Annotated in this window: 40 protein-coding genes; 1 reads left to right on the top strand and 39 read right to left on the bottom strand. The window is 67.4% G+C overall.

What is annotated here, in order from left to right:
• Positions 1–517: 517 nt before the first annotated feature.
• From ACQP2T_RS64020 to ACQP2T_RS63850, 35 genes are all read right to left on the bottom strand, one after another.
• Complete coding sequence (locus tag ACQP2T_RS64020; protein ID WP_433520121.1) at positions 518–727, bottom strand: DUF6011 domain-containing protein; 210 nt, start codon at positions 725–727, stop codon at positions 518–520.
• Positions 724–1,125, bottom strand: coding sequence for a hypothetical protein (locus ACQP2T_RS64015; RefSeq protein WP_433520120.1), 402 nt, complete (start codon positions 1,123–1,125; stop codon positions 724–726). The genes ACQP2T_RS64020 and ACQP2T_RS64015 overlap by 4 nt, the downstream gene beginning before the upstream one ends.
• The gene (locus tag ACQP2T_RS64010) at positions 1,122–1,367 is read right to left on the bottom strand and encodes a hypothetical protein (RefSeq protein ID WP_433520119.1); all 246 of its coding nucleotides are present in this window, start codon (positions 1,365–1,367) and stop codon (positions 1,122–1,124) included. Before ACQP2T_RS64010 ends, ACQP2T_RS64015 begins: the two co-directional genes overlap by 4 nt.
• Positions 1,360–1,635 carry a hypothetical protein gene (locus tag ACQP2T_RS64005; RefSeq protein ID WP_433520118.1) on the bottom strand — a complete coding sequence of 92 codons (276 nt, stop codon included), beginning with the start codon at positions 1,633–1,635 and terminating at the stop codon, positions 1,360–1,362. Before ACQP2T_RS64005 ends, ACQP2T_RS64010 begins: the two co-directional genes overlap by 8 nt.
• Positions 1,628–2,065, bottom strand: coding sequence for a hypothetical protein (locus ACQP2T_RS64000; RefSeq protein WP_433520117.1), 438 nt, complete (start codon positions 2,063–2,065; stop codon positions 1,628–1,630). Before ACQP2T_RS64000 ends, ACQP2T_RS64005 begins: the two co-directional genes overlap by 8 nt.
• Entirely contained in the window at positions 2,062–2,424 is a 363-nt protein-coding gene (locus tag ACQP2T_RS63995) for a hypothetical protein (RefSeq protein ID WP_433520116.1), read from the bottom strand. Before ACQP2T_RS63995 ends, ACQP2T_RS64000 begins: the two co-directional genes overlap by 4 nt.
• Entirely contained in the window at positions 2,417–2,743 is a 327-nt protein-coding gene (locus tag ACQP2T_RS63990) for a DUF7701 domain-containing protein (RefSeq protein WP_433520115.1), read from the bottom strand. Before ACQP2T_RS63990 ends, ACQP2T_RS63995 begins: the two co-directional genes overlap by 8 nt.
• Positions 2,727–3,005 carry a hypothetical protein gene (locus ACQP2T_RS63985; protein WP_433520114.1) on the bottom strand — a complete coding sequence of 93 codons (279 nt, stop codon included), beginning with the start codon at positions 3,003–3,005 and terminating at the stop codon, positions 2,727–2,729. Before ACQP2T_RS63985 ends, ACQP2T_RS63990 begins: the two co-directional genes overlap by 17 nt.
• On the bottom strand, positions 2,998–3,318 hold the full coding sequence (locus ACQP2T_RS63980) for a hypothetical protein (protein WP_433520113.1): 321 nt from the start codon (positions 3,316–3,318) through the stop codon (positions 2,998–3,000). Before ACQP2T_RS63980 ends, ACQP2T_RS63985 begins: the two co-directional genes overlap by 8 nt.
• Positions 3,305–3,574, bottom strand: a complete 270-nt coding sequence (locus ACQP2T_RS63975) for a hypothetical protein (protein ID WP_433520112.1) — start codon at positions 3,572–3,574, stop codon at positions 3,305–3,307. The genes ACQP2T_RS63980 and ACQP2T_RS63975 overlap by 14 nt, the downstream gene beginning before the upstream one ends.
• Complete coding sequence (locus ACQP2T_RS63970) at positions 3,567–3,989, bottom strand: DUF2493 domain-containing protein (protein ID WP_433520111.1); 423 nt, start codon at positions 3,987–3,989, stop codon at positions 3,567–3,569. Before ACQP2T_RS63970 ends, ACQP2T_RS63975 begins: the two co-directional genes overlap by 8 nt.
• Positions 3,982–4,287, bottom strand: a complete 306-nt coding sequence (locus tag ACQP2T_RS63965; RefSeq protein ID WP_433520110.1) for a DUF7701 domain-containing protein — start codon at positions 4,285–4,287, stop codon at positions 3,982–3,984. The genes ACQP2T_RS63970 and ACQP2T_RS63965 overlap by 8 nt, the downstream gene beginning before the upstream one ends.
• On the bottom strand, positions 4,280–4,639 hold the full coding sequence (locus ACQP2T_RS63960) for a DUF4326 domain-containing protein (protein ID WP_433520176.1): 360 nt from the start codon (positions 4,637–4,639) through the stop codon (positions 4,280–4,282). Before ACQP2T_RS63960 ends, ACQP2T_RS63965 begins: the two co-directional genes overlap by 8 nt.
• A gap of 49 nt (positions 4,640–4,688) precedes the next feature.
• Positions 4,689–5,066, bottom strand: a complete 378-nt coding sequence (locus tag ACQP2T_RS63955; RefSeq protein WP_433520109.1) for an HIT family protein — start codon at positions 5,064–5,066, stop codon at positions 4,689–4,691.
• Complete coding sequence (locus ACQP2T_RS63950; RefSeq protein ID WP_433520108.1) at positions 5,063–5,302, bottom strand: hypothetical protein; 240 nt, start codon at positions 5,300–5,302, stop codon at positions 5,063–5,065. The genes ACQP2T_RS63955 and ACQP2T_RS63950 overlap by 4 nt, the downstream gene beginning before the upstream one ends.
• Before the next feature lie 3 nt (positions 5,303–5,305).
• On the bottom strand, positions 5,306–5,857 hold the full coding sequence (locus ACQP2T_RS63945; RefSeq protein WP_433520107.1) for an NUDIX domain-containing protein: 552 nt from the start codon (positions 5,855–5,857) through the stop codon (positions 5,306–5,308).
• 97 nt (positions 5,858–5,954) lie between these two features.
• Complete coding sequence (locus tag ACQP2T_RS63940) at positions 5,955–6,170, bottom strand: hypothetical protein (RefSeq protein WP_433520106.1); 216 nt, start codon at positions 6,168–6,170, stop codon at positions 5,955–5,957.
• A 91-nt stretch (positions 6,171–6,261) separates the two neighbouring features.
• Positions 6,262–6,462, bottom strand: a complete 201-nt coding sequence (locus ACQP2T_RS63935; protein WP_433520105.1) for a hypothetical protein — start codon at positions 6,460–6,462, stop codon at positions 6,262–6,264.
• Positions 6,463–6,529: 67 nt separating this feature from the next.
• Positions 6,530–6,898, bottom strand: a complete 369-nt coding sequence (locus ACQP2T_RS63930; protein WP_433520104.1) for a hypothetical protein — start codon at positions 6,896–6,898, stop codon at positions 6,530–6,532.
• 27 nt (positions 6,899–6,925) lie between these two features.
• Positions 6,926–7,096: a hypothetical protein gene (locus ACQP2T_RS63925; RefSeq protein ID WP_433520103.1), complete on the bottom strand. Its 171-nt coding sequence runs from the start codon at positions 7,094–7,096 to the stop codon at positions 6,926–6,928.
• An 80-nt stretch (positions 7,097–7,176) separates the two neighbouring features.
• The gene (locus ACQP2T_RS63920; protein ID WP_433520102.1) at positions 7,177–7,608 is read right to left on the bottom strand and encodes a hypothetical protein; all 432 of its coding nucleotides are present in this window, start codon (positions 7,606–7,608) and stop codon (positions 7,177–7,179) included.
• A gap of 115 nt (positions 7,609–7,723) precedes the next feature.
• Positions 7,724–7,942: a hypothetical protein gene (locus ACQP2T_RS63915; RefSeq protein ID WP_433520101.1), complete on the bottom strand. Its 219-nt coding sequence runs from the start codon at positions 7,940–7,942 to the stop codon at positions 7,724–7,726.
• Positions 7,943–7,949: 7 nt separating this feature from the next.
• Complete coding sequence (locus tag ACQP2T_RS63910; RefSeq protein ID WP_433520100.1) at positions 7,950–8,315, bottom strand: hypothetical protein; 366 nt, start codon at positions 8,313–8,315, stop codon at positions 7,950–7,952.
• Positions 8,315–8,662 (bottom strand): hypothetical protein, encoded by a 348-nt coding sequence (locus tag ACQP2T_RS63905; RefSeq protein WP_433520099.1) that lies wholly within the window; start codon positions 8,660–8,662, stop codon positions 8,315–8,317. Before ACQP2T_RS63905 ends, ACQP2T_RS63910 begins: the two co-directional genes overlap by 1 nt.
• Positions 8,663–8,782: 120 nt before the next feature.
• Positions 8,783–9,058 (bottom strand): DUF397 domain-containing protein, encoded by a 276-nt coding sequence (locus ACQP2T_RS63900; protein WP_433520098.1) that lies wholly within the window; start codon positions 9,056–9,058, stop codon positions 8,783–8,785.
• Positions 9,055–9,528 carry a hypothetical protein gene (locus tag ACQP2T_RS63895; protein WP_433520097.1) on the bottom strand — a complete coding sequence of 158 codons (474 nt, stop codon included), beginning with the start codon at positions 9,526–9,528 and terminating at the stop codon, positions 9,055–9,057. The genes ACQP2T_RS63900 and ACQP2T_RS63895 overlap by 4 nt, the downstream gene beginning before the upstream one ends.
• Positions 9,521–9,763 carry a hypothetical protein gene (locus tag ACQP2T_RS63890; protein WP_433520096.1) on the bottom strand — a complete coding sequence of 81 codons (243 nt, stop codon included), beginning with the start codon at positions 9,761–9,763 and terminating at the stop codon, positions 9,521–9,523. The genes ACQP2T_RS63895 and ACQP2T_RS63890 overlap by 8 nt, the downstream gene beginning before the upstream one ends.
• Positions 9,756–10,658, bottom strand: a complete 903-nt coding sequence (locus tag ACQP2T_RS63885) for a DUF5131 family protein (RefSeq protein ID WP_433520095.1) — start codon at positions 10,656–10,658, stop codon at positions 9,756–9,758. Before ACQP2T_RS63885 ends, ACQP2T_RS63890 begins: the two co-directional genes overlap by 8 nt.
• Positions 10,655–10,921, bottom strand: a complete 267-nt coding sequence (locus tag ACQP2T_RS63880) for a hypothetical protein (RefSeq protein WP_433520094.1) — start codon at positions 10,919–10,921, stop codon at positions 10,655–10,657. The genes ACQP2T_RS63885 and ACQP2T_RS63880 overlap by 4 nt, the downstream gene beginning before the upstream one ends.
• Positions 10,914–11,129, bottom strand: a complete 216-nt coding sequence (locus ACQP2T_RS63875) for a hypothetical protein (RefSeq protein WP_433520093.1) — start codon at positions 11,127–11,129, stop codon at positions 10,914–10,916. The genes ACQP2T_RS63880 and ACQP2T_RS63875 overlap by 8 nt, the downstream gene beginning before the upstream one ends.
• Entirely contained in the window at positions 11,126–11,284 is a 159-nt protein-coding gene (locus tag ACQP2T_RS63870; RefSeq protein WP_433520092.1) for a hypothetical protein, read from the bottom strand. Before ACQP2T_RS63870 ends, ACQP2T_RS63875 begins: the two co-directional genes overlap by 4 nt.
• On the bottom strand, positions 11,281–11,583 hold the full coding sequence (locus ACQP2T_RS63865; RefSeq protein WP_433520091.1) for a hypothetical protein: 303 nt from the start codon (positions 11,581–11,583) through the stop codon (positions 11,281–11,283). The genes ACQP2T_RS63870 and ACQP2T_RS63865 overlap by 4 nt, the downstream gene beginning before the upstream one ends.
• A complete protein-coding gene (locus ACQP2T_RS63860) occupies positions 11,580–12,158 on the bottom strand; it encodes a zinc finger domain-containing protein (RefSeq protein WP_433520090.1) in 579 nt (192 codons plus the stop codon). The genes ACQP2T_RS63865 and ACQP2T_RS63860 overlap by 4 nt, the downstream gene beginning before the upstream one ends.
• Complete coding sequence (locus ACQP2T_RS63855; RefSeq protein ID WP_433520089.1) at positions 12,155–13,228, bottom strand: hypothetical protein; 1,074 nt, start codon at positions 13,226–13,228, stop codon at positions 12,155–12,157. The genes ACQP2T_RS63860 and ACQP2T_RS63855 overlap by 4 nt, the downstream gene beginning before the upstream one ends.
• Positions 13,229–13,319: 91 nt before the next feature.
• Positions 13,320–14,603, bottom strand: a complete 1,284-nt coding sequence (locus ACQP2T_RS63850) for an HNH endonuclease (RefSeq protein WP_433520088.1) — start codon at positions 14,601–14,603, stop codon at positions 13,320–13,322.
• A gap of 96 nt (positions 14,604–14,699) precedes the next feature.
• Between ACQP2T_RS63850 and ACQP2T_RS63845 the strand changes: the two genes are divergently transcribed.
• Complete coding sequence (locus ACQP2T_RS63845) at positions 14,700–14,876, top strand: type II toxin-antitoxin system prevent-host-death family antitoxin (RefSeq protein WP_433520087.1); 177 nt, start codon at positions 14,700–14,702, stop codon at positions 14,874–14,876.
• Positions 14,877–14,922: 46 nt separating this feature from the next.
• On the opposite strand, the gene ACQP2T_RS63840 is transcribed toward ACQP2T_RS63845, so the two are convergent.
• Genes ACQP2T_RS63840 through ACQP2T_RS63825 form a run of 4 tightly spaced genes read right to left on the bottom strand, consistent with a single transcriptional unit; the run spans position 14,923 to position 17,035 of the window.
• Entirely contained in the window at positions 14,923–15,744 is an 822-nt protein-coding gene (locus ACQP2T_RS63840; protein ID WP_433520086.1) for a hypothetical protein, read from the bottom strand.
• The gene (locus ACQP2T_RS63835; protein ID WP_433520085.1) at positions 15,744–16,217 is read right to left on the bottom strand and encodes a WhiB family transcriptional regulator; all 474 of its coding nucleotides are present in this window, start codon (positions 16,215–16,217) and stop codon (positions 15,744–15,746) included. The genes ACQP2T_RS63840 and ACQP2T_RS63835 overlap by 1 nt, the downstream gene beginning before the upstream one ends.
• Positions 16,210–16,638: a hypothetical protein gene (locus ACQP2T_RS63830; RefSeq protein WP_433520084.1), complete on the bottom strand. Its 429-nt coding sequence runs from the start codon at positions 16,636–16,638 to the stop codon at positions 16,210–16,212. Before ACQP2T_RS63830 ends, ACQP2T_RS63835 begins: the two co-directional genes overlap by 8 nt.
• The gene (locus tag ACQP2T_RS63825; RefSeq protein ID WP_433520083.1) at positions 16,628–17,035 is read right to left on the bottom strand and encodes a hypothetical protein; all 408 of its coding nucleotides are present in this window, start codon (positions 17,033–17,035) and stop codon (positions 16,628–16,630) included. Before ACQP2T_RS63825 ends, ACQP2T_RS63830 begins: the two co-directional genes overlap by 11 nt.
• Positions 17,036–17,244: the final 209 nt, after the last annotated feature.

The raw sequence follows: 17,244 nt of genomic DNA, 5'->3' as shown, positions 1-17,244 counted from the left end.
GTAGTGCCTCCCCGAGGTCGTACGCTGTACGGGAGGCGGCTCAGGGTGCTGTCGAGGCGAGTGGGTCGAGGGCGGTTCTCCATGGCGGTGGAGGGCCGCTCTTCGCGTTCAAGATCAATCTATCGGTATTGTCGCAGGTGGCATTCTAGCGACCTGCGACAACGCGGAGCGCGCACAGCACCTCATGAGCGCCCTCTCTTCCAGTTCCGGATGCGCTGCCGAAACGTCGCGGGACGCCACACCACGCCGAGCGCGTGCCCGCCCAGATGGGGTCGCCGCCACCCACCGAGACGGTCGCACACATCGCAGGCGTCGCCGATGCGCCACAACGCGCCGCACGGGCAGCGCCACAGGTCGCCGAGCCGTCCGTCAGGGCCAGTCGTCCGCCATTCGGTCGCGGGCTTCGCATCGCCTTGCTGCGGGTGGACGCTCATCGATGCTGGCGCTTGGTAGACGAACTCGCGCGTGGGCTGTTCGCAGCGGTGTTCCTGCGAATGATTGGCTCTGTGCACCCAGGTCACGTCTCCTCCAGTAGGTCGGTCTGTCCCTGGCAGTCTCCTCCGTCACGCCGAGAGAAGCGCGGTGGGGAAGGCGGGATGATCCCGAGCTTCTCGGCGCAGTCCAGGCCGAACCCGAGGTCGCGAGACTCCCGCTTCCATAAGGGCTGTCTACAGGCGCCGCAGCGGATCAGGGTGAGGTGCGACACGTCGAGGTTGAGGAGGTTCACGGCTCTTCCTCGGGTGCCTGCTGGAACAGCTCGTTCGCCAGCCCGTGAAGGATGTCGCCCATGTTGAGCGCTACCCTGGCGAGGATGGCAGGGTCCACGTCGGGGAGCCGGTGGCGGAGCGCTTCCACCATGGCGGCCCTTACCCGCCGTTCGGCTATCTGCGCCGGCGTCGGCGCGTCGATGAGCCCGGCCAGGTTGAGCGCCTCGTCCTTGTCGATGCCGAGCACGTCGGCGAGGCGCGTGATGGTCTTGGCGAGCGGGACGTTGACCTGGGTCGCCAGCCGGTCGTAGGTGACTCGACCGATGGTCGCCTTCTCGCACAGCGCCATCTTGGTCATGCCGAGCCGCGCCCGCTCGATTTCGGCGCGTCGGTAAAAGGCTGCCGCTACTGCGGTCACTGCTCCTCCTTCGCCTTGCGTGCTCTCCACACCCTCACACACCAGCCGCAGCAGTCACCGGCCTCCGGGTACAGCCTGCCCGAACCGCGCCTGACCGGGTGGCCGGACCGCTTCAAGCCTGGGCAGGTCGGATAGATGTGGTCGTCCAGATGGCCCACGTACCACTCGTCTACGCCCTCGAACTGTGCCGCGAGTTGGGTGTCAGCGGCGTCGAGGGCGAGGACGATGAGCGAGTCAGCCACGGTCGGCCTTCTGAACGTCGAGCGCCCGCTCCTCCCACCAGAACGGGTCCTGGATGGCGCAGTTCACGAACAGCGGGGGCTGGAGCCGCCGGGCCACCAGGTCCGCGCGGTGCTCGTCGAGCACATGGTCGGTCCCGTTCTGCGCGGCTTTCCGCGAGAGGTTCCACGTGCCGGGGATGATCGCGCCGCACGTGGTGCAGCGCATGATCTCGATGTCTTGCATGACCAGCGGAAGACGCTGGGGCACGGACAGGGGCGGCTCAGCCACGATCGGCCTCCGTAGTGTCGTCGAGAGCGGCGAGGACGGCGCGTCCGGCGTCGGCCATCACCGTGTCCGCCATGCTGTCGCCCCAGTCGTCGTCAGGGGCGAGGGCCCTCCACTGCTCTCCCAGCTCACGGACGCGGGCGTTGCCTGCCTCGGCCTTCTCGGCGCGTTCCCGCCACGACAGGCCGTAGTCGGTGAGGTTGATGATCTCTGATTCGGCGGCACGGATCCGCTGCCACTGCCTCTCATCGCACTCCTTCCAGATGTCGCGCTCGGCACGGTGCTTGAGCCGGTCAGCTTCCATCCGATCGAGCGCGGATTCCAGTTCTCGGCGCAGCGCGGCCAGTTCCTCATCTCGTACGGCCATCACCAGGTCGAGCGTGTTGGTGGCGGCGAGCGCTTCGCGGTAGCGATGGCGGAGGTCATCACTCACGGCTCTACCCCTCGCGCTGAGCAGTAGTTCTTCGCGTCGGCGAGGCAGTCCGACAGATCGCCGTACCATGCCGGATCGTCGTCTAGATCGACAGCGACGCGGAGTTCAGCGCCACCCTGGTGGTCGCAGGCTCCGATCGTTATCTGCACGCCTGCGGCAATCAGCCACGTCAGCGCGTTGGTTATCGCCTCGGCCTTCTCAGCGCGTTCCCGCCAGTAGCCCGGGTCGGAGTCTCGGATGGCGATCACGATGTCAGCGAGGCGAACGGCTTCTCGGCGTGCGGCTTCGCCTGGGTACTGGTCTTTGGGGATGTGCTGGAGAACCACGTCGATGACGCGCTGGCGGAGGTCGTCAGCCACGGCCCAGCTCCTCGGTGATCTCTACGTCGATGCCAACTCCGGCGCGAGCCAGCCAGTAGACACTGCTCACCTCCACGATGGCGTCGGAGTACTTCCGGTCCAGTTCCTGCACGTCCACATCGAGCTGGTCGAACGGGACGATGCTCCTATGGTCCGGTCTGCTGCGTGACCTCCAGACTGCCCAGGCGTCGTGGACGTCCTCCATGCTGGCGTTTACGCCCTTCGTCAGGGCGAGCAGGGTGTACAGGTCGAGCAGAGAGGGCTCCAGGCCGGGGAGGCGGGCTGCGAGCGAGTCTCGGACGTCATCCACGTAACTCATCAGTGGTCCTCTCGGGTCGTGCGGCAAGCATGGAGTCATTACTTGTGGGCGCGACATAGTGGACGAGCCCAGCCATGACGAGGTCGAAGGCGGCGCCCTCCGCGCGGGACGGCGGGAGTTGCTGTTTCAGCACTTCAACCGCCTGCGCGCGGTTCAGGGCGCGTCCGCCTGCCGCGTGCAGGGCTTCGGCGCAGCGTTCGGCGTCCGGCCACGACATACGTCCTTGAAGGACCGCAGCGGTCTGCTCTCGGTCGTCAGTCACGGTGGTCAGCCTCCTCGGGAAGGGCAGCGCGGGCGGCGGCGAGTAGCCGGTCCTTGGCGTGCAGGTGGGCGGCGAACGTCTGCCCTGTGCTGACGGCTGTGACAGCGGACAGGGCGTCGATGATGTCCTCAGCGGAGACGACGACCAGCCCTGCGCCGGCCAGAGCGTCCACCACGATCCGGGCGGCGTCTTCGGCTTGCGCCCCGGACAGGTACAGGCGGTGTCCACGTTGCGCCTGCTCGATCGCTGAGGGCTTCAGGCAGAGCTTGAAATGCTCGCGGAGCGCCGCCTCGATCACCTCAGCTGGAGTCACGGGCTTCTCCCTCAATCTCGTCGGCGACCGCGAGGAGCACGGCCACGACGCTGTCTCCCGCAACGAGCCGCTTGTGTCGGGACTTGAACGCTCGCCAGGCGTCCATCGGGTACGGGCCGCTGTCATCGACGATGGCGCGAATCTCCTCGGCCACCTTGCGGCGTTCGTCGGCTCGGATGTCCTCCTCGTACGACGGACCGCGACTCTCGGCGAGGTCGCCGAGAAGGTTCTTGATCTGGCGAGGTTCCTCAGGCACGGCTGCTCCTCTCGTAGCGGCGGACAGGGATACCGGCTTTCTCAGCGAGATCAGCCGCGTGGGACGCGCCACGAGAGGCGTCGACGATGAAGGCGAGCACCAGGTCGGCGCCGAGCGCGATCATCTCGGCGTTGCGGGCGTACCCGGCGCCGCGACCGGCGGGGCCGTTCCAGTCGGCTGGATGGCGTTCGACGAGAACGGGCGTCCACTCCCCTGCGTTGCGGAAGGCGGCCCACTGGTCGGCGATTCGGTCGGCGCCGCGCGAGCAGTCGCCGTGCACGAGGACGATCGTCTTGTGCTGGAACAGCAGCTCGCTGAGCGCGAGGTGGATGACGCCTTCGTCGTCCCACCTGCGGCTGCCGGTCACCAAGACCCGGAACGGGCGGGCGGCTTCTGCCGGGATGGGGTCAGGCATCGCCATCGCCCGCGTACTCGCGGGCCACCCGATGGATGACGTTCATGTATTTCCGGTCGTACTCCTGCACCTGCAGCGGCAACTGGCCGAACGGCACCAGGGAGCGGTGGTCTCGCCGCCCGTCCCCGGCCTCGAACCAGAGCGACCAGGCGTCATGCACGTCCTCCATGGTCGTTTCGCTGCCCTTGGACAGCACCAGTAGGGCATACAGCCGCGCCAGCAGCGAACTGTCGATGTCCATCTCGGCCTTGAGCGCTTCGATGATGGGAGTCACGTACGGAGTGGTGATCTCAGCCATTGGGGAGTCTCCTCGCGAGTTCGATCAGTACGGCGGCGTGGCAGTAGTCGGGTTCGCCTTTCGCGGGCGCCGGGCACCAGCAGGCGAGATCCTTGCCCGCAAGCTCTCGCCGAATCTCCTCCAGGGACGGGTAGGCGTCGCCGTAGCGGCCGTTGAGCAGGTCCCACTCGAAGAACTTCGCCGCGAAGTAGCGGGCCGTGTCGAGGTCGTTGTAGGCCGGGCCGCCGCTGATGTCCATCGGACTGCCATGGACTCGGTACATGCGGCCGCCGCGTTCGCTGCGCTCGGGCGTGATGCGGATCGGGTTGCCCCAGCGAGTCGGGCGGCCCACATAGGTCGCCCCCTCGGGCATGCGCCAACCGCGCGTCCTCTTGCGCTGGATGCGCTTCGGCTCTCGGGGCTCAGCCACGGCGGGGCTCCCCCTTCAAGATAGGCGTCCACGGTAGGGCGAGCCCGTCGCCCGCCCGACGCGGAACCATGTGGATGTGCAGGTGGAAGACCGATTGAGTCGCCTCCACCCCTCTGGACGTGATGACGTTGCACGCATCGGCCTCACCAGCCAGTTCAGCGGCGGCAGCCATCGTCAACGCGGACACCGCCGGGTTGTCCGCCACGTCCCGTACGTGGACTGCGGGGACCACCAGCAGGTGCCCGTCGGTGACGGGGTTGAGGGGCTTGAAGGCGATCACGCCAGGCCACGTGCGAACGATGTGGGCGGGCGCGCGGTCAGCGACGATCTCGCAGAAGATGCAGCGCTCTCGGGGCTCGGGAGAGGTCACCGTTCCACCTCCCGAACCCGGTACAGCCAGGAGCAGACGACAGCCACCGTGGACATGTCTCCGTACATCGCCAGCCAGTCGACGATGCGGCGGTCGTAGGCGCCCAACTCCACGCCGGCCAGCGCTGCGTACAACGCCTCCTTGCCTGCGCCGGTCAGCGTCTCGGGCCGTTCCACTCGGATCGCCCGCATCGGTTCTTGCTCGATGGGGCCGGTAGGGATGTTGACCTCAGCCACGGGTCAGTCCTCCTTCGGGGAGTCCGGGGAGGCGGCGAGCAGTGCCGTAAGGCGGACGTACATGACCGACACGTGCGGGTCGAGGATGCGGGCAATCTCGGCCGCCTCCACCCAGACGGCCTCGGCTTCCGATTCGAGGCGAGAGCCATCGCCGGGAGGCTCCTCCCCCGCTCGTCCGGTCAGATCGACGCTGTACAGGTCATACAGGGTGTCGGCCGACTTCGAGGCGTACGCCCGCCCGAGGTAGATCAGGTCGCTGCGCCGGATCGCGTAGCCGCCTTCCTCCCACAATTCGCGTACCGCATCGTCGGCGATCTCGCCGCCCTCGTACCCTCCGGTGAGCGCCGACCGGATCGGTTTGAGGCTCCAGCAGGGCGTCACCTCGGACTTGATCAGGTACTCGCGGCCATAGTCGGCGTCTCGGTTGGGCAGGACCGCGACGATCCGCCCCTCGCAGCGGGACTCGTGGCTGTAGACGTAGCCGTTCACGCCCTTGGCGGGCTCGCGAAGGACGCGCAGAGACAGCCACTCGTTTTCGTGCAGGACCTCGATCACGTTGTCTCCTTGATCGGTTGGGGGTCTTGGTCTTGGCGCTTCCTCTGCGGTCTGAGCGCTGTCCCGGCAAGGTCCGGGAAGGAGGAAGCCGGGAGGGTCAGTTGTCGGCGAGATGGCGGTCCGCCGCGAACAACCGGAAGTCGTTCCCACCTGCGGCAAGCCACGCCTTGTACGCGGCGCGGTCGTCACAGGAAGGGCACTCCGGATCGCTCTTGGCTTCCGGGTGGAAATCGCAATAGGCGTGGTTGGCCAGCCGGGCAGCCAGCCGCCCTGCGAGTGCCGCCAGCGCCTGTTTCGTGAGCGACTTCTTCATGTCGGTCTCCAGCGGTTGTCGGCTGTCCCTGGTTCGAGAGACCGGGGACGGGGAGGGGTGGCCCGGCATAGAGAGAACCGGGCCAGGGAGGTCAGACGTCCAGGTCGAGCAGCTCAGCCACCTCGGCGGCGTCCCGGCGCTCGACTTCGGCGAGGTAATCGCGCTCCAAGCACTCGTCACGCCACAGGGCTTCGTCAACGGTTCGGGCGAAGTGCTCGGCATCGTCCTGTGCTCCCTGGATTTCGCCCAGGTCGGTGGACTCGTCGTATCCGTGGTTGCCCATGAGGCCCATGGCGGTCTCCTTGGTCGTCGAGAGGTTTAGGGGTGGCCCCAGGAGAACTGGGGCCGGAGGGGGAAGGTCAGGCGTTGGGCGCGGGCGGGAAGTGTGTGGCACCCATCTGGCATGGACCGCAGCAGCGATCATTGAACGCCTCCCGTGTGGCCAGGCAGGTCGTGAGCGGCGTACCACAGGACCCGCACGTGCCCTCGACGGCGGACGAGTCCGGGATCTCGTTCAGTGCCGTCTGGAGCTCACGGATGAGGCAGCGGGCGGCAAACGGGCGGATCACGCTGCCGATGCTGTGGCCGGGTGTGGTCTCTACCTCGAAGCGGAGCGCGGCGGCATCGTCGGTGCCTGCGAGCGGCGGGACGATCTGGGCGTGCGCGGACGGTTCGCGCCGCTCGGGCTCCGGGTCAACGTCTCGGTAGTTCTCGTGGTTGAAGGCCATCTCGACTCCTTGGTCAGTTGCTGGGGATCAGCGCGCCTCGGCAAGCAGGGCGTGAAGCCGCTCAATGTCGCGCAGCAGGTCGGGCACGTGCTTGAGCGCCTCTCGCGTGTAGACGCCCGGCGCGGGGGCTTCCAACTGCGACGCTTCGTAAGCGGCGTGGATGTGGTCACGCTGGTTTTCGGTCAGGAAGTCGCTCATCACTTCTCCGGAGGTTGACGGTCGGGTGTGGTCGTCAGGGAGAGAGCGACCCGAGGGCCCTCCCCTCGGGCCCGGGATGGTCAGAAGCGGAAGTTGAGCTCCTCGACCCGACTGCCGCACAGCCTGACGATGTTGGCGCTCAGCCAGGTGTCGCAGATTCCGCCGATCGTGGTCTCGTCACAGTCGCGGGCGATCTGAGCGACCAGGGCGCAGAGCTGGTACGGGGTGTACCGCTCCTGGATGAGGTTGGAGCAGACCGCGTTCATCCGGCCGGTGCTGATGCTCTTGTGCAGGGCCATGGCCACCAGGCGGATCCGGGAGGTGACGTCGCTGAGGTCGGATCGCATCAGCGAGCACAGCACCCGGGCGTAGCGGGGCACGTCGTACTGGCCCAGAATGTCCCAGCCCTCGCGGTCCTTCATCACGAACTTGCGGGTGCGGGGGGCAACGCGGATGGCCTTGGCGATCTCGCGGGCGGTCATCGTCTCGCTGGTCTCGATCGTGGCGGTCATCTCGTTCTCCCTGGCTGCTTGTTGTTTCTGTAAGTACAGATTAGAGTTTCTGTAAGTACACCGCAAGAGGCAATCTGGAGTTGATGATGGATTTCTGTAAGTACATCCGCGATGATCAGCTCATGGGGAGACCAGCCACCGGGAAGACGCCCGTCCGCAACCTCCGAGTCCCGGACTCGATCTGGAAGCCAGCCCTTGAGAAAGCCAAGGCGGAAGGCACAACCCTCACGGAGGTCATCACCCGCTTCCTGATCAGGTACATCTCGACGCCCCCGCGCAAGACGCCTCCCACCGGCGAGTAGCGGCGGACGTAGTCGGCGCTGCCCTTGGTCACCGGAACCTCACCCTGCGACCTGGGCCAGCACCCGGCAGCCCACCACCGTGCCGTCGCTGTTGCGGACCTCGCCGTACGGCACGAGCAGGTCCTCACGGCCCTGCTGCCCGAGAGCCAACGCCAGCGACACGACGTAGCGGATGCCCTCGGCCGGCTGCGGAAGGTCGTGTGCGTGCCCGTACTCGACGCCTTCGATCGGCACTCCGCAGAAGATCTCCCACGTGCCCAGGTCGATCGTGGCGAGCCGGGCGACGGTGCCGGACGGTGCGATCTCCTGCAGTAGGCCGGTTGTCAGGTCGTCGATCCGGTCCGGCGTCTCCGGGTGGTAGATGCGGATCGGGTGGGGCGTCAGGTTGACGATCTCGGAGGCCATCAGCGGGACACCTCGCCGTCCTGCTCGGATGCCCGACGCTTTGCGAGCGCCTCGCCGGTAGCCTCCGCCGCCCGCAACGCCATCCGCTCGGCCATGTGGCGCAGGTCGTCCACCGAGAACTTGTCCTGGTCGTTCTCCGGCGCGAGGACCATCACCTCGGGCGGGAGCGAGCCATCGCGCCAACCGTGCGCCGCCTTCCGGCACACCTCGGCAGCCTCCGCCTCCGCGTAGCGGCCCGCCTCCCAGACATCACCCGTGTATCCCGCCCTGTTCGGCCTCCACCAGGCGCCGTGCTCGTTCGACCAGACCAGGTAAATGCGGACTGGCGGCTCTTGGATCTCTCTCACCGTTCGATTCCTCTCTCGATTCTTGCTTTGCTGGATGCTTTCTTGATCGTCTTTCCGTACTGGTGATCTATCTACGAGGCGTTGAGAGCCCCGTAGAACCCGCAATCCAGGGGGTGGGCCCTAGCGAGAGACCTGAGACGGCTCTACGGCCGTCACAGATGCGCCTGAGGCTCGCGCAGAGCCCTTCGCGTCCGAAGCGAGCACCGCCAGATCGAACTCGCCATCCCTTACGCCAGCGAGGAAAACCGCCCACTCGTCCGCTGTGAAGACGTGACAAGGGCCCTCCGGGTCCTTGCCATCCCGCATCGCGACGTCGCCGTCGTCGAGCGGCATAACCTCGACGCAGTTGCTCGCGCCTTTGCAGCGACTGGACTTCCGCCAGACCGGGCGGCTCACGAGGCGGTCCTGTTCAAGACCCGAGCCACAGCCAGGGCGTGATCGAAGCAGTGGCACGCCGACCACCCGCACGCGATGCGGTCATGTCCGGCAGCGAGCCAACGGCCACATTCGACACTGCCGCTGTGGACGAAGCCGCTGCGGCGATGGGTTCCGTCGCCGCACGTGAGCATGGCTTCATGCCACCTCGCCTCGTTGTCGATCCTCTCGGCCGTGGCCTCCAGCCAGGAGGCGAGAGCCTCCCGAGCGTTGAGCAGTGTCGCGATAAGCCTGGCGAGGACGCGGTCCCGGGCGTCGAAGTGGACGCAGTTCCGGCAGATCGCCTCCGACTCCTCGTGGTTTCCGCAGAGGGTCACGATGGCCGTTTGCGGCAGCACCTCAGCAGTCACGTGCGACAGCAGGTGCTCGCGGGCTCGCGCCGCCGCCTCTCGGAGCTCGTCGGCGATCGTCTTCTCGGAGGTGTCAGCCATGCTCGGCCTCCTCGCCAGCAGACGCTCCGCCTGACTCCAGCAGACTCGCGGCCAGGCCCATCGCCGCGGCCTGGATTACCGCGGCGATACCGCCCGTCCTGCCCGCAGAGACGTCGGCGACGGCGTCGTTCAGGCGGGGACTGGCGTAGGCGCGCAACTCGGCGACGCAGCGGGCGCGCTCGTCAGCACGGATCGCCGCCTCGCTGACCGTCGCCGCAGTCTTGGTGTCATCCACGGGAGGCCACCTCCAGGGTCTTGGTGTCGGGGAACTGATCCCAGGTGCGGCCGTCGAGTTCGCGGCCTGCTTCGTGCTTGCTGGTACGCACCATCTCGACGCGGTGGCCAGCCGCATCAACCTCGTCGCCGACGAAGAACGAGCCGGGCAGCGGGCGTCCGATGCCGTGCCAGCCAGACGGGGCCCAAGATCCCCATTGTTTGAAGAAGTACGGGACGCCGGCCGAAACGCACTGATCCCGCAAGTGGCGCGCCCAGTCGGGGGACATCGGACGCGCCTTCGGTCCGGACTCTCCGCCCACGATCACCCAGTTCAGGGACGGCTCGCCGCGCCTGTACGGGTCGAGGCCGATCCAGTCGTCGTGCAGGATGACCTCCCCGATCAGCGGTTCGGCGGAGGCGAACTTGACCTTCGCTGGCGTGGCCAGCAGCGGCGGGATGCGCAGGTCGGCCTGCTCCTGGTCCTCGGTCGAGACGCCCATCCACAGGTTCGACGGCCACGGCAGCTTGTCGGCGACCTTCGGCAGGCGGGATGCCCTCTTCGTGAGCACCTGGTAGGTGTGCTGCGGCGTCGCCTCGATCACCTCGAAAACTCGGCGGACGAAGTCGAGCGGCACCCTGGCGTGGAACAGGTCGCTCATCGAGTTGACGAACACCTTGCGAGGCTTCCGCCACGTGAACGGGTCGTTCAGCGTGTCCTCGTGCACGGCCAGCCCGAAGCCGGGACCGGACGTTCGCGGGTCCCCGTCGGTCTGGTACTTCGCCTGACCCATCGCCTTCAGTCGGCGGGCCATCACGAGGGCGTAGCAGTTGTCGCAGCCAGCCGAGATGCGGTCACAGCCGGTAGTTGGGTTCCACGTGGTGTCGCACCATTCGATGCTGCTGCTGTCGCTCATCGTGCACCGCCCATGGACACGGGCAGGAACTCATCCCGCTTGCTGAGTTCCCCAGCGACCGGAACGCCGGTCACCTCGGACAGGACCCGACACATGTCCGTGGCCCGGTCGAACGAGAGCGGCTCCCCCAGCCGGTAGGCCCAGCGCCGGCCGTCGATCCTCCGGACAATGGCGGCCTGCCAGCCCGCGTCGTAGTGGTTCAGCCAGCCCAGGTACGGCTTGTCCAGGTCGATGACCGTCGTAGCGGTCTTGATGTCAGCCATGGTTCGCGATCTCCTTGTCGATGCTGGTTTCGGTGTGTACTCCTGGGCATTCGGCGAGGGCGTGTGCCTGCCTCTCCCCGTCCGCGTGGAGCAGGTCGTGCATGGGGCAGCCGTCGACGGCGAGGCCGGTGCCGACGCACCCGCACGCCTCCTGAGGGCACGGGCACACGTCCTCGATATCTCGGCCGACGTGGAATCCGGTGATCACGGCGTCTCCTCCCGGTCCGGCGGTCCAGGGTCAGTCAGCAGCCGGTCAAGCGCCCCGATCAGCTCTCGCCACGGATCCGCCGGCTTCTCATCTCGGGTAGAGCGCAGCCGCTCGGCTTCGAGCCGGCGCAGGCCGTCCACGGTCGGGTCGATCACGGCGTCCTCGCGTTCTCGTCGGCCTTGAGCCTGGCGGCAGCCTCCGCGCACGCCTCCCGTGCCGCTTCCAGCTCGTCCGCGTGGCTCTGCGGGTCGGCGCCGCGGGCAACCGGCGAACCCCACGAGATCGGAGCCTGCGCCGGCGTCGGACGCCAGCCGCGCAACCGCAGCGCCAGGACATACTCCTGCGCGAACGGCCCCACGTCGGGCCGGTCCTCTCCGGTCGCCTCGTCACGCTGGCGGAGCCGGTAGACGAGAGCGGCGATGGCCTCTCGCGTGGCCCGGTCCAAGTCGGTCACGACGCGCCACCACTCGAGCGAGGCTGCCCGTCGCCTTCGAGCAGGCCCGCCGCACGAAGCCGCGCCTCATGCGCCGGAACCGACAGGCGGCGACCGTCCGCGTCCACACACACAGCCCCAGGAAGGGCGCGGCACGGCGGCCACGGGCACGCCACCCGGAACGCCTCGATCCGGATCGGGCTGTGATCCTCGCCGCGGGCCTCGGTGTACTCCTCCGACGGCTCGACCTTCGCCGTGATCTGCTTCGGCAAAGCGAAGCCGCGGGCCAGCTTCTTCACCGCGTCCTGGATCGCCTCCAGGTACGGGCCGGGCTCGTCGGCCAGCTCAGCGTCGGGCGCCGGCAGGATCTCCCGCGCCAGCCGCGCCTCGCGGATCGCCTTGACCCGCTTGCGGACATGGGCGGGCATCAGCCACTCGGTGGTCTCGCTGTAGTGCCCCACCACCGCGTCCTGAGCATCGAGGATGTCCAGGTCCGCTATGGCGCGGTGCCATGCGATGACGTCGGTTTCGCCTACCGTGCGGCGGTCGTAGGCCGCGGCAGTCGTCAGTAGGTCGATCACCTCTTCGACGGTCACTTTGCGATCTCTCCTTGGATGGTCGGTGGGGTTCCAGTGCGGAAGCGCTCCTTGAGTGACTGGGCCGCGGCAACACGCTCGTCCGTGGTGGAGCGGGCACTGGCGGGAGGCTGCCTGCGTCCGGCCTGGTTCTTGGCTTGCAGGCGCAGCCGGTCGTACTGATCACGCAGGGTCGGCATGCTGAGGACGTTGGAGCGCCAGAACTCGTCGCTCTGGCACCAGTCGATGGCGAGGTGGATCTGTTCCTCGGTCCGGCCGTCTTTGTCGATCATTAGGCGGGCAGCGTTTCGCCAGCGCTTGCCGATCGTGGGCGGTTTGGAGCCGTTCTCAACGATGCGAGCGGCGAGATGTCGGCAAAGGCGCTCGACGTCTTCGCGGAGCGGCTCAGCTTCGCCCTCGGGGTCGTCGTCGGTTTCGGACGTTTCCTGAGAAGTCGCAGACTTCTCAGCTTCCATTTCCGACGCTCCAACTACATCTACATCTCCTATTACCTCCGTACGTAGAGGAGTAGTAGTAGGAGTGTTCGTGAACGAGTTTTGGGACATGCCTCCGTGAGTCCTCAGTGAAGCCTCAGTGATAACCGCTTGACCTGCGGCTATGAGGACTTCGTCGGCGATTCGCTCGGTGATTCCCCACAAAGTGCCAAGGTCGGCGCAGTCCAGGGCTCTGCCGATGCTGCGAGACGCCTGAATGACGTCTGCGTGCGCGCTCACTGAGTCCTCACTGAGCCCTCCGTGAGTCACCTTGGGGCACGCAGGGAGCTTGCTCGCAACCGGCCTGTTCGGCCTTTGGTGCTCCGCGAAGTTCACGATGTGCAGGTACCGCTTACCGTCGTGCTCGTAGCGGCAGACGAGCCGCTCGCACTCCAGTTCGTCCAGGAAGGCCGCCACTTCACGGGTGGTGACCTCGTCATCCAACGCCCACAGGGCGGCTTTGATCAACCGAGCATCCGCGCGGCCTCGGCCTTCGTCATCTGCGTAGGTCCACAGGCCAGCGAAAGTCCAGCGGGCATGCACCGAGACGTTCATGAGCGTCTCGGAGATGAACGTCTCGGGTTTGATCGTGCGCATCCGCGGCAAGGTCGTGCTCCAGGTGGATCAGTAGGGGTGGGTCAGCGGAGCGGGATACGTCTTCGGTGTCCGGCGCCAGCCGGGGGCGCGCTCACGTGTCGCCCTGAAGTGGCGTGTAGTCGCTGATGAAAAGCCGCCGCTCGGGCCGCTCGTCGTCCATGAGGGCCTCCAGGTGGGCCTGGCACAGCTCATGGCCGCTGCACGAGTCGCCACAGGTTGGGCAGCCCGTAAACGTCACCGAGAAAGCGGAGCGCTCCAAGCAGACGCCAATAGCAGTCGAGGTGCGGCGCCGGCACATGCCTGGCGGAAGGCTCCGGCCCTCGGAGGCGTCAAAGGCGATCCTGGAGGCCTCAATCCGCAGCGAACGTGCACCGAGGGTGTCAGCAAGAGCCTTGCGGGCGTACTCCAGCCATTGGCTTCTCGCGTCCTCGGAGAGGTCGAAGAAGTATCCCCACGCCTGCTGCCCGCGGACTTCATCATTAACGGCGAGGTTGGCCGCGTACTCCCACACTTCGGGGTCTTCGGGCTGCGTCGTCGCGTCTTGTGCACGCCATTCCTCGTAGGCCTGCCTCCAGAACCGCATGCCGTCGTCCGTATACTCTTCGAGGTAGAGCTTGATCAGGTCGATTCGGCGGCCACCTTCCTCCGTCTCGGCCACACCAATGGCGCCCGCCAGCGTGTCCTCATCGACGGCCAACCCCAGCCATTCGCGGATGCTCCTGGCCATACCGAGATAGACCTCGATCTCCGTCTGCGTGAACGAGTACAGGGCGCTCACGTAGTGATCTCGGTTAGGGACTTTGGGCGTCGCGACAGAGGCGCTCACCGTCTGGGAAGCGGCCTGCTGCAGGCTTCGCACCTGCTTCCAGGCCACCCCGCACATGTACTTGAAGACGTCGGCGGCTATGACCTGCCGGGCGTTCATGGCGATGTCCACGCAGTCCAGGAGGACGGGCAGCGGAAGGCCAGCAGCCAGAAGGTTGTCTACCGTCGACCCCCACCCCGAAGGGCGCGGAAGCGGCGGACGTCCCTCGCTCCATGATGTCCATTTGGCGTCGAACGAGGCGCGCGCTTCGTCGCGGGCCTCGCGGGCACTGAGCATCTCTCCCGCGGCGACTTGCATCGCCCGCGCCCAGCGAGCCGCGTCGTCGGCGACCTTCGCGACCGTGGCCGCGTCCGGCGGGGTGGCGGACTTGCCGCCGTTGCAGTTCTCGCAGAGCGTTTGCAGGTTCGATGGATCGTCGGATCCGCCGAGCGCTGTCGGGATGACGTGGTCGGGTTCGAGTTTCACGTCGGGCGCCTTGGCCCCGCAGCTCTGGCAGGTGTGGTTGTCTCTGCGGAAGATCTCGTGGCGGAGGCGCTTGCTGACGGCCAAGGAGGGCTCCTGATTGGGCGGGCCGAAAGAGGGCGTTCCCGCCCCCCATTTGTGTACACCAATGTACACGTGCGAACGCCTAGGTACACTAGAGTCATGGCACAGGCAGCGCAGGACCTCAGCACGCGGGAAGTCCGCGCCAAGCTGGCCGACGTCATCAACGACGCGGCAGCGCACGGCACGGTCACGTTCATCACGTCCCACGGCCGGCGCATTGCCGCCGTGGTCCCCGTCGCCGTTGGAGTTGCCGCGATCGAGCAGTCCGACTCCTGAGGTCTTCACCTCTCCCCCAAACGATCATCAGCGTTCATGGCCGGGGTCATGCCGCCTTCTCCTTGCGCTTCTTGCGCCGCTCGTACTCGCGAGCCGCAGCGACGATCAGAGGCGATCGATCTCCCAGCCGGTAGCAGGCGTCGGCGCAGCGCTGAATCTCGCGGTAGTCCATGAGGTCGACGCGGCGGGCCAGTTCGACTTCAAGCTCGTCGTCGGGCAGGTCGATCAGGTCGTCATCCCAGGCCGCGGCGGGTACCCAGCCGTGCTTGGCGGCGTGACCCTTCACGCGCTGGAAGGCTCGCCGCTCGTCTCTCGTCGAGGCTGGCGAGGGGCGATTCCACAACTCGTCGTACAGGCCGGCGACGAGCCGGGCGGTGGCCACGGTGGCCTGCTGGCGCCGGCCGGACGCGATCTCGCCGAACGTGCTCTGATGCAGCCCGACCCGCGCGGCGAGGCTCTTCATCGACCAGCCGGCCGCGGCCAGCGCCTGAAGTCGGCGGCGCGACCCTGCGGCGTCCACCCACTTGCTGATGTTGTCGACCGTCTTGGTGACGGCCAGCAGCTTCCGTTCCGTCTCCGGGCGGATCTTCCTCGACGGCGGCATGCTCTTGATCGGGGAGCCGAACAGCAGCATGCCGACGACGCTCTTGGACAGGCCGGACAGTTTCGCCACCTGCTGCCAGCCGATGCCGAACGCCATCAACTCTCGTACGTGGCGCCGGGCTTGTTCGGCGTCCACGTAGGGCTGCCAGCGGCCGTAGGCGACCTGCCGGCGCCGGTTGGTCTCGTAGGAGGTCGCCGCCGCCGTGCAGCGCAGGCAGCGGCATTTGCGGTCCACGTACATGGTGAGCGTCCCGTGCTCGGCCATCACGCCACCGCCCCAGCCCGGCGACGAGCTTGCGCGGTGTTGGTGCATTCCTTGCAGGTGGAGTGGAGCCCGTCGCGGCGAGTGGTGTCACGGCCGAACTCGGCAACCGGCTTGACGTCCCGGCAGGATGGGCACAGCTTCTCGGCGGCAGCCGGTTCGGGCCGAGGCTCCGGCGGAGGGGCAGCGCGCGACCCAGAGCGCTGCTGGCGACGCTTGAGGGATTTGCGCTGCTCCTTCGTGGTGCCGCCCCACACGCCGATCTCGCCGGCTGTGAGCGCCCAGTCGAGGCATTCGTCGATGACCTGGCAGTACGCCTTGCAGAAGGCGGTGGCCTTGGCTTCGCGGGCAGGGGCGGCGGAGCTCTTCTCTCCCTCGCGGCCGAAGAACAGGACCGGGTCCTCGCCGCGGCAGGCGGCGTGCCAGCGCCATCCGTTGCTGCCTCGGGGCTTGATGTTGTGGCGTGCGCTAGGCATGGTTCGCCTCCGTTCCAGGGTGTTCAGGGTTGTTCCGTCTCGCTCCGGCCTGTTCCGGTTCCGTCCGGTGCTGTCCGGTGACCTCCGCCGCAGACGGGTCGAGCAGGTCCGCTACCGCCTCGTAGGCGACCTGGGTGATGGTCCGCGGGTCGTCGAGCACCAAGGGCGCGACAGGGTCTCGGCGGCAGGACTCCCAGATCGCCAATGCGAGCGGGTCGGGCTCCTCTCCGTGGGAGGAGCGGATCAGCCCGGCTCGGGCACGTAGGTCGGCTGCAGCGGCGGCCAGAGCCTCCGCGCGGAGGTCGCTCTTGTGCGCGTCGACGTGGCGGGCCGCCTCCCGCCCGATCCGCTCCACGAGACGATCCACGGCGATGTCGTCCATCCGTGCCTGGGCGGGGTCGAAGGTCAGGTCAGGCGCCATCAGGCACCTCCACAGGAGTAGGCCCCAGGGGATGCCGTACGTGGCGACCGTCACTGGGGGAGGCTTCCCCTGCCGCCGCCCTCACCGAGTCGATCAGCTTCACAAGCGCGTCCCAGTCGCCCGGCTCGGGCACGTCTGCGGGGACGAGCTGCCTCACCTTGGCCGTGGACTTGTGGACCATCCCGCCCGAGTGCCAGCAGTCGATGAGGTCCAGAGCGGCCTGGCGGTCCTCGCAGGCCACGTGCACGGTGTCGCCGAAAGCTCCGATGGCGAGGGTGGTGATGCGCCCAGTTCGCTCCATGCGGCTCCGCCACAGCAGCCACCGCTCGGCATCGCTGCCGCCGTAGGTGAGGACTCGCGTCTCGTTGACCTCGACGCCCCAGATGACCTCAGGCATCGGGCACCTCCATGGAGGCCTCTACAGGCGCCTGAACGGCAGGATCAGGAGCGAACCCCGCACACCCGCACGGCTCTGCTTTCGGCCCGGTAGAGATGGAGCAGGCGCCGCGGGAGCCGTTGCCGCGGATCGCGTGAAGCACCTCCACGTGGCCGCAGGTGCACATGGCCGGCGTGGAGCTGCCCGATGCCGCTGTGCGGCCAGAGTTC

The organism is Nonomuraea sp. CA-143628 (assembly GCF_050942315.1).
In the GTDB taxonomy this organism is placed as follows: Bacteria; Actinomycetota; Actinomycetes; order Streptosporangiales; family Streptosporangiaceae; genus Nonomuraea.
The sequence above is the reverse complement of the archived record's forward strand: the minus strand, read 5'-3'. Positions and strand labels throughout refer to the sequence as shown.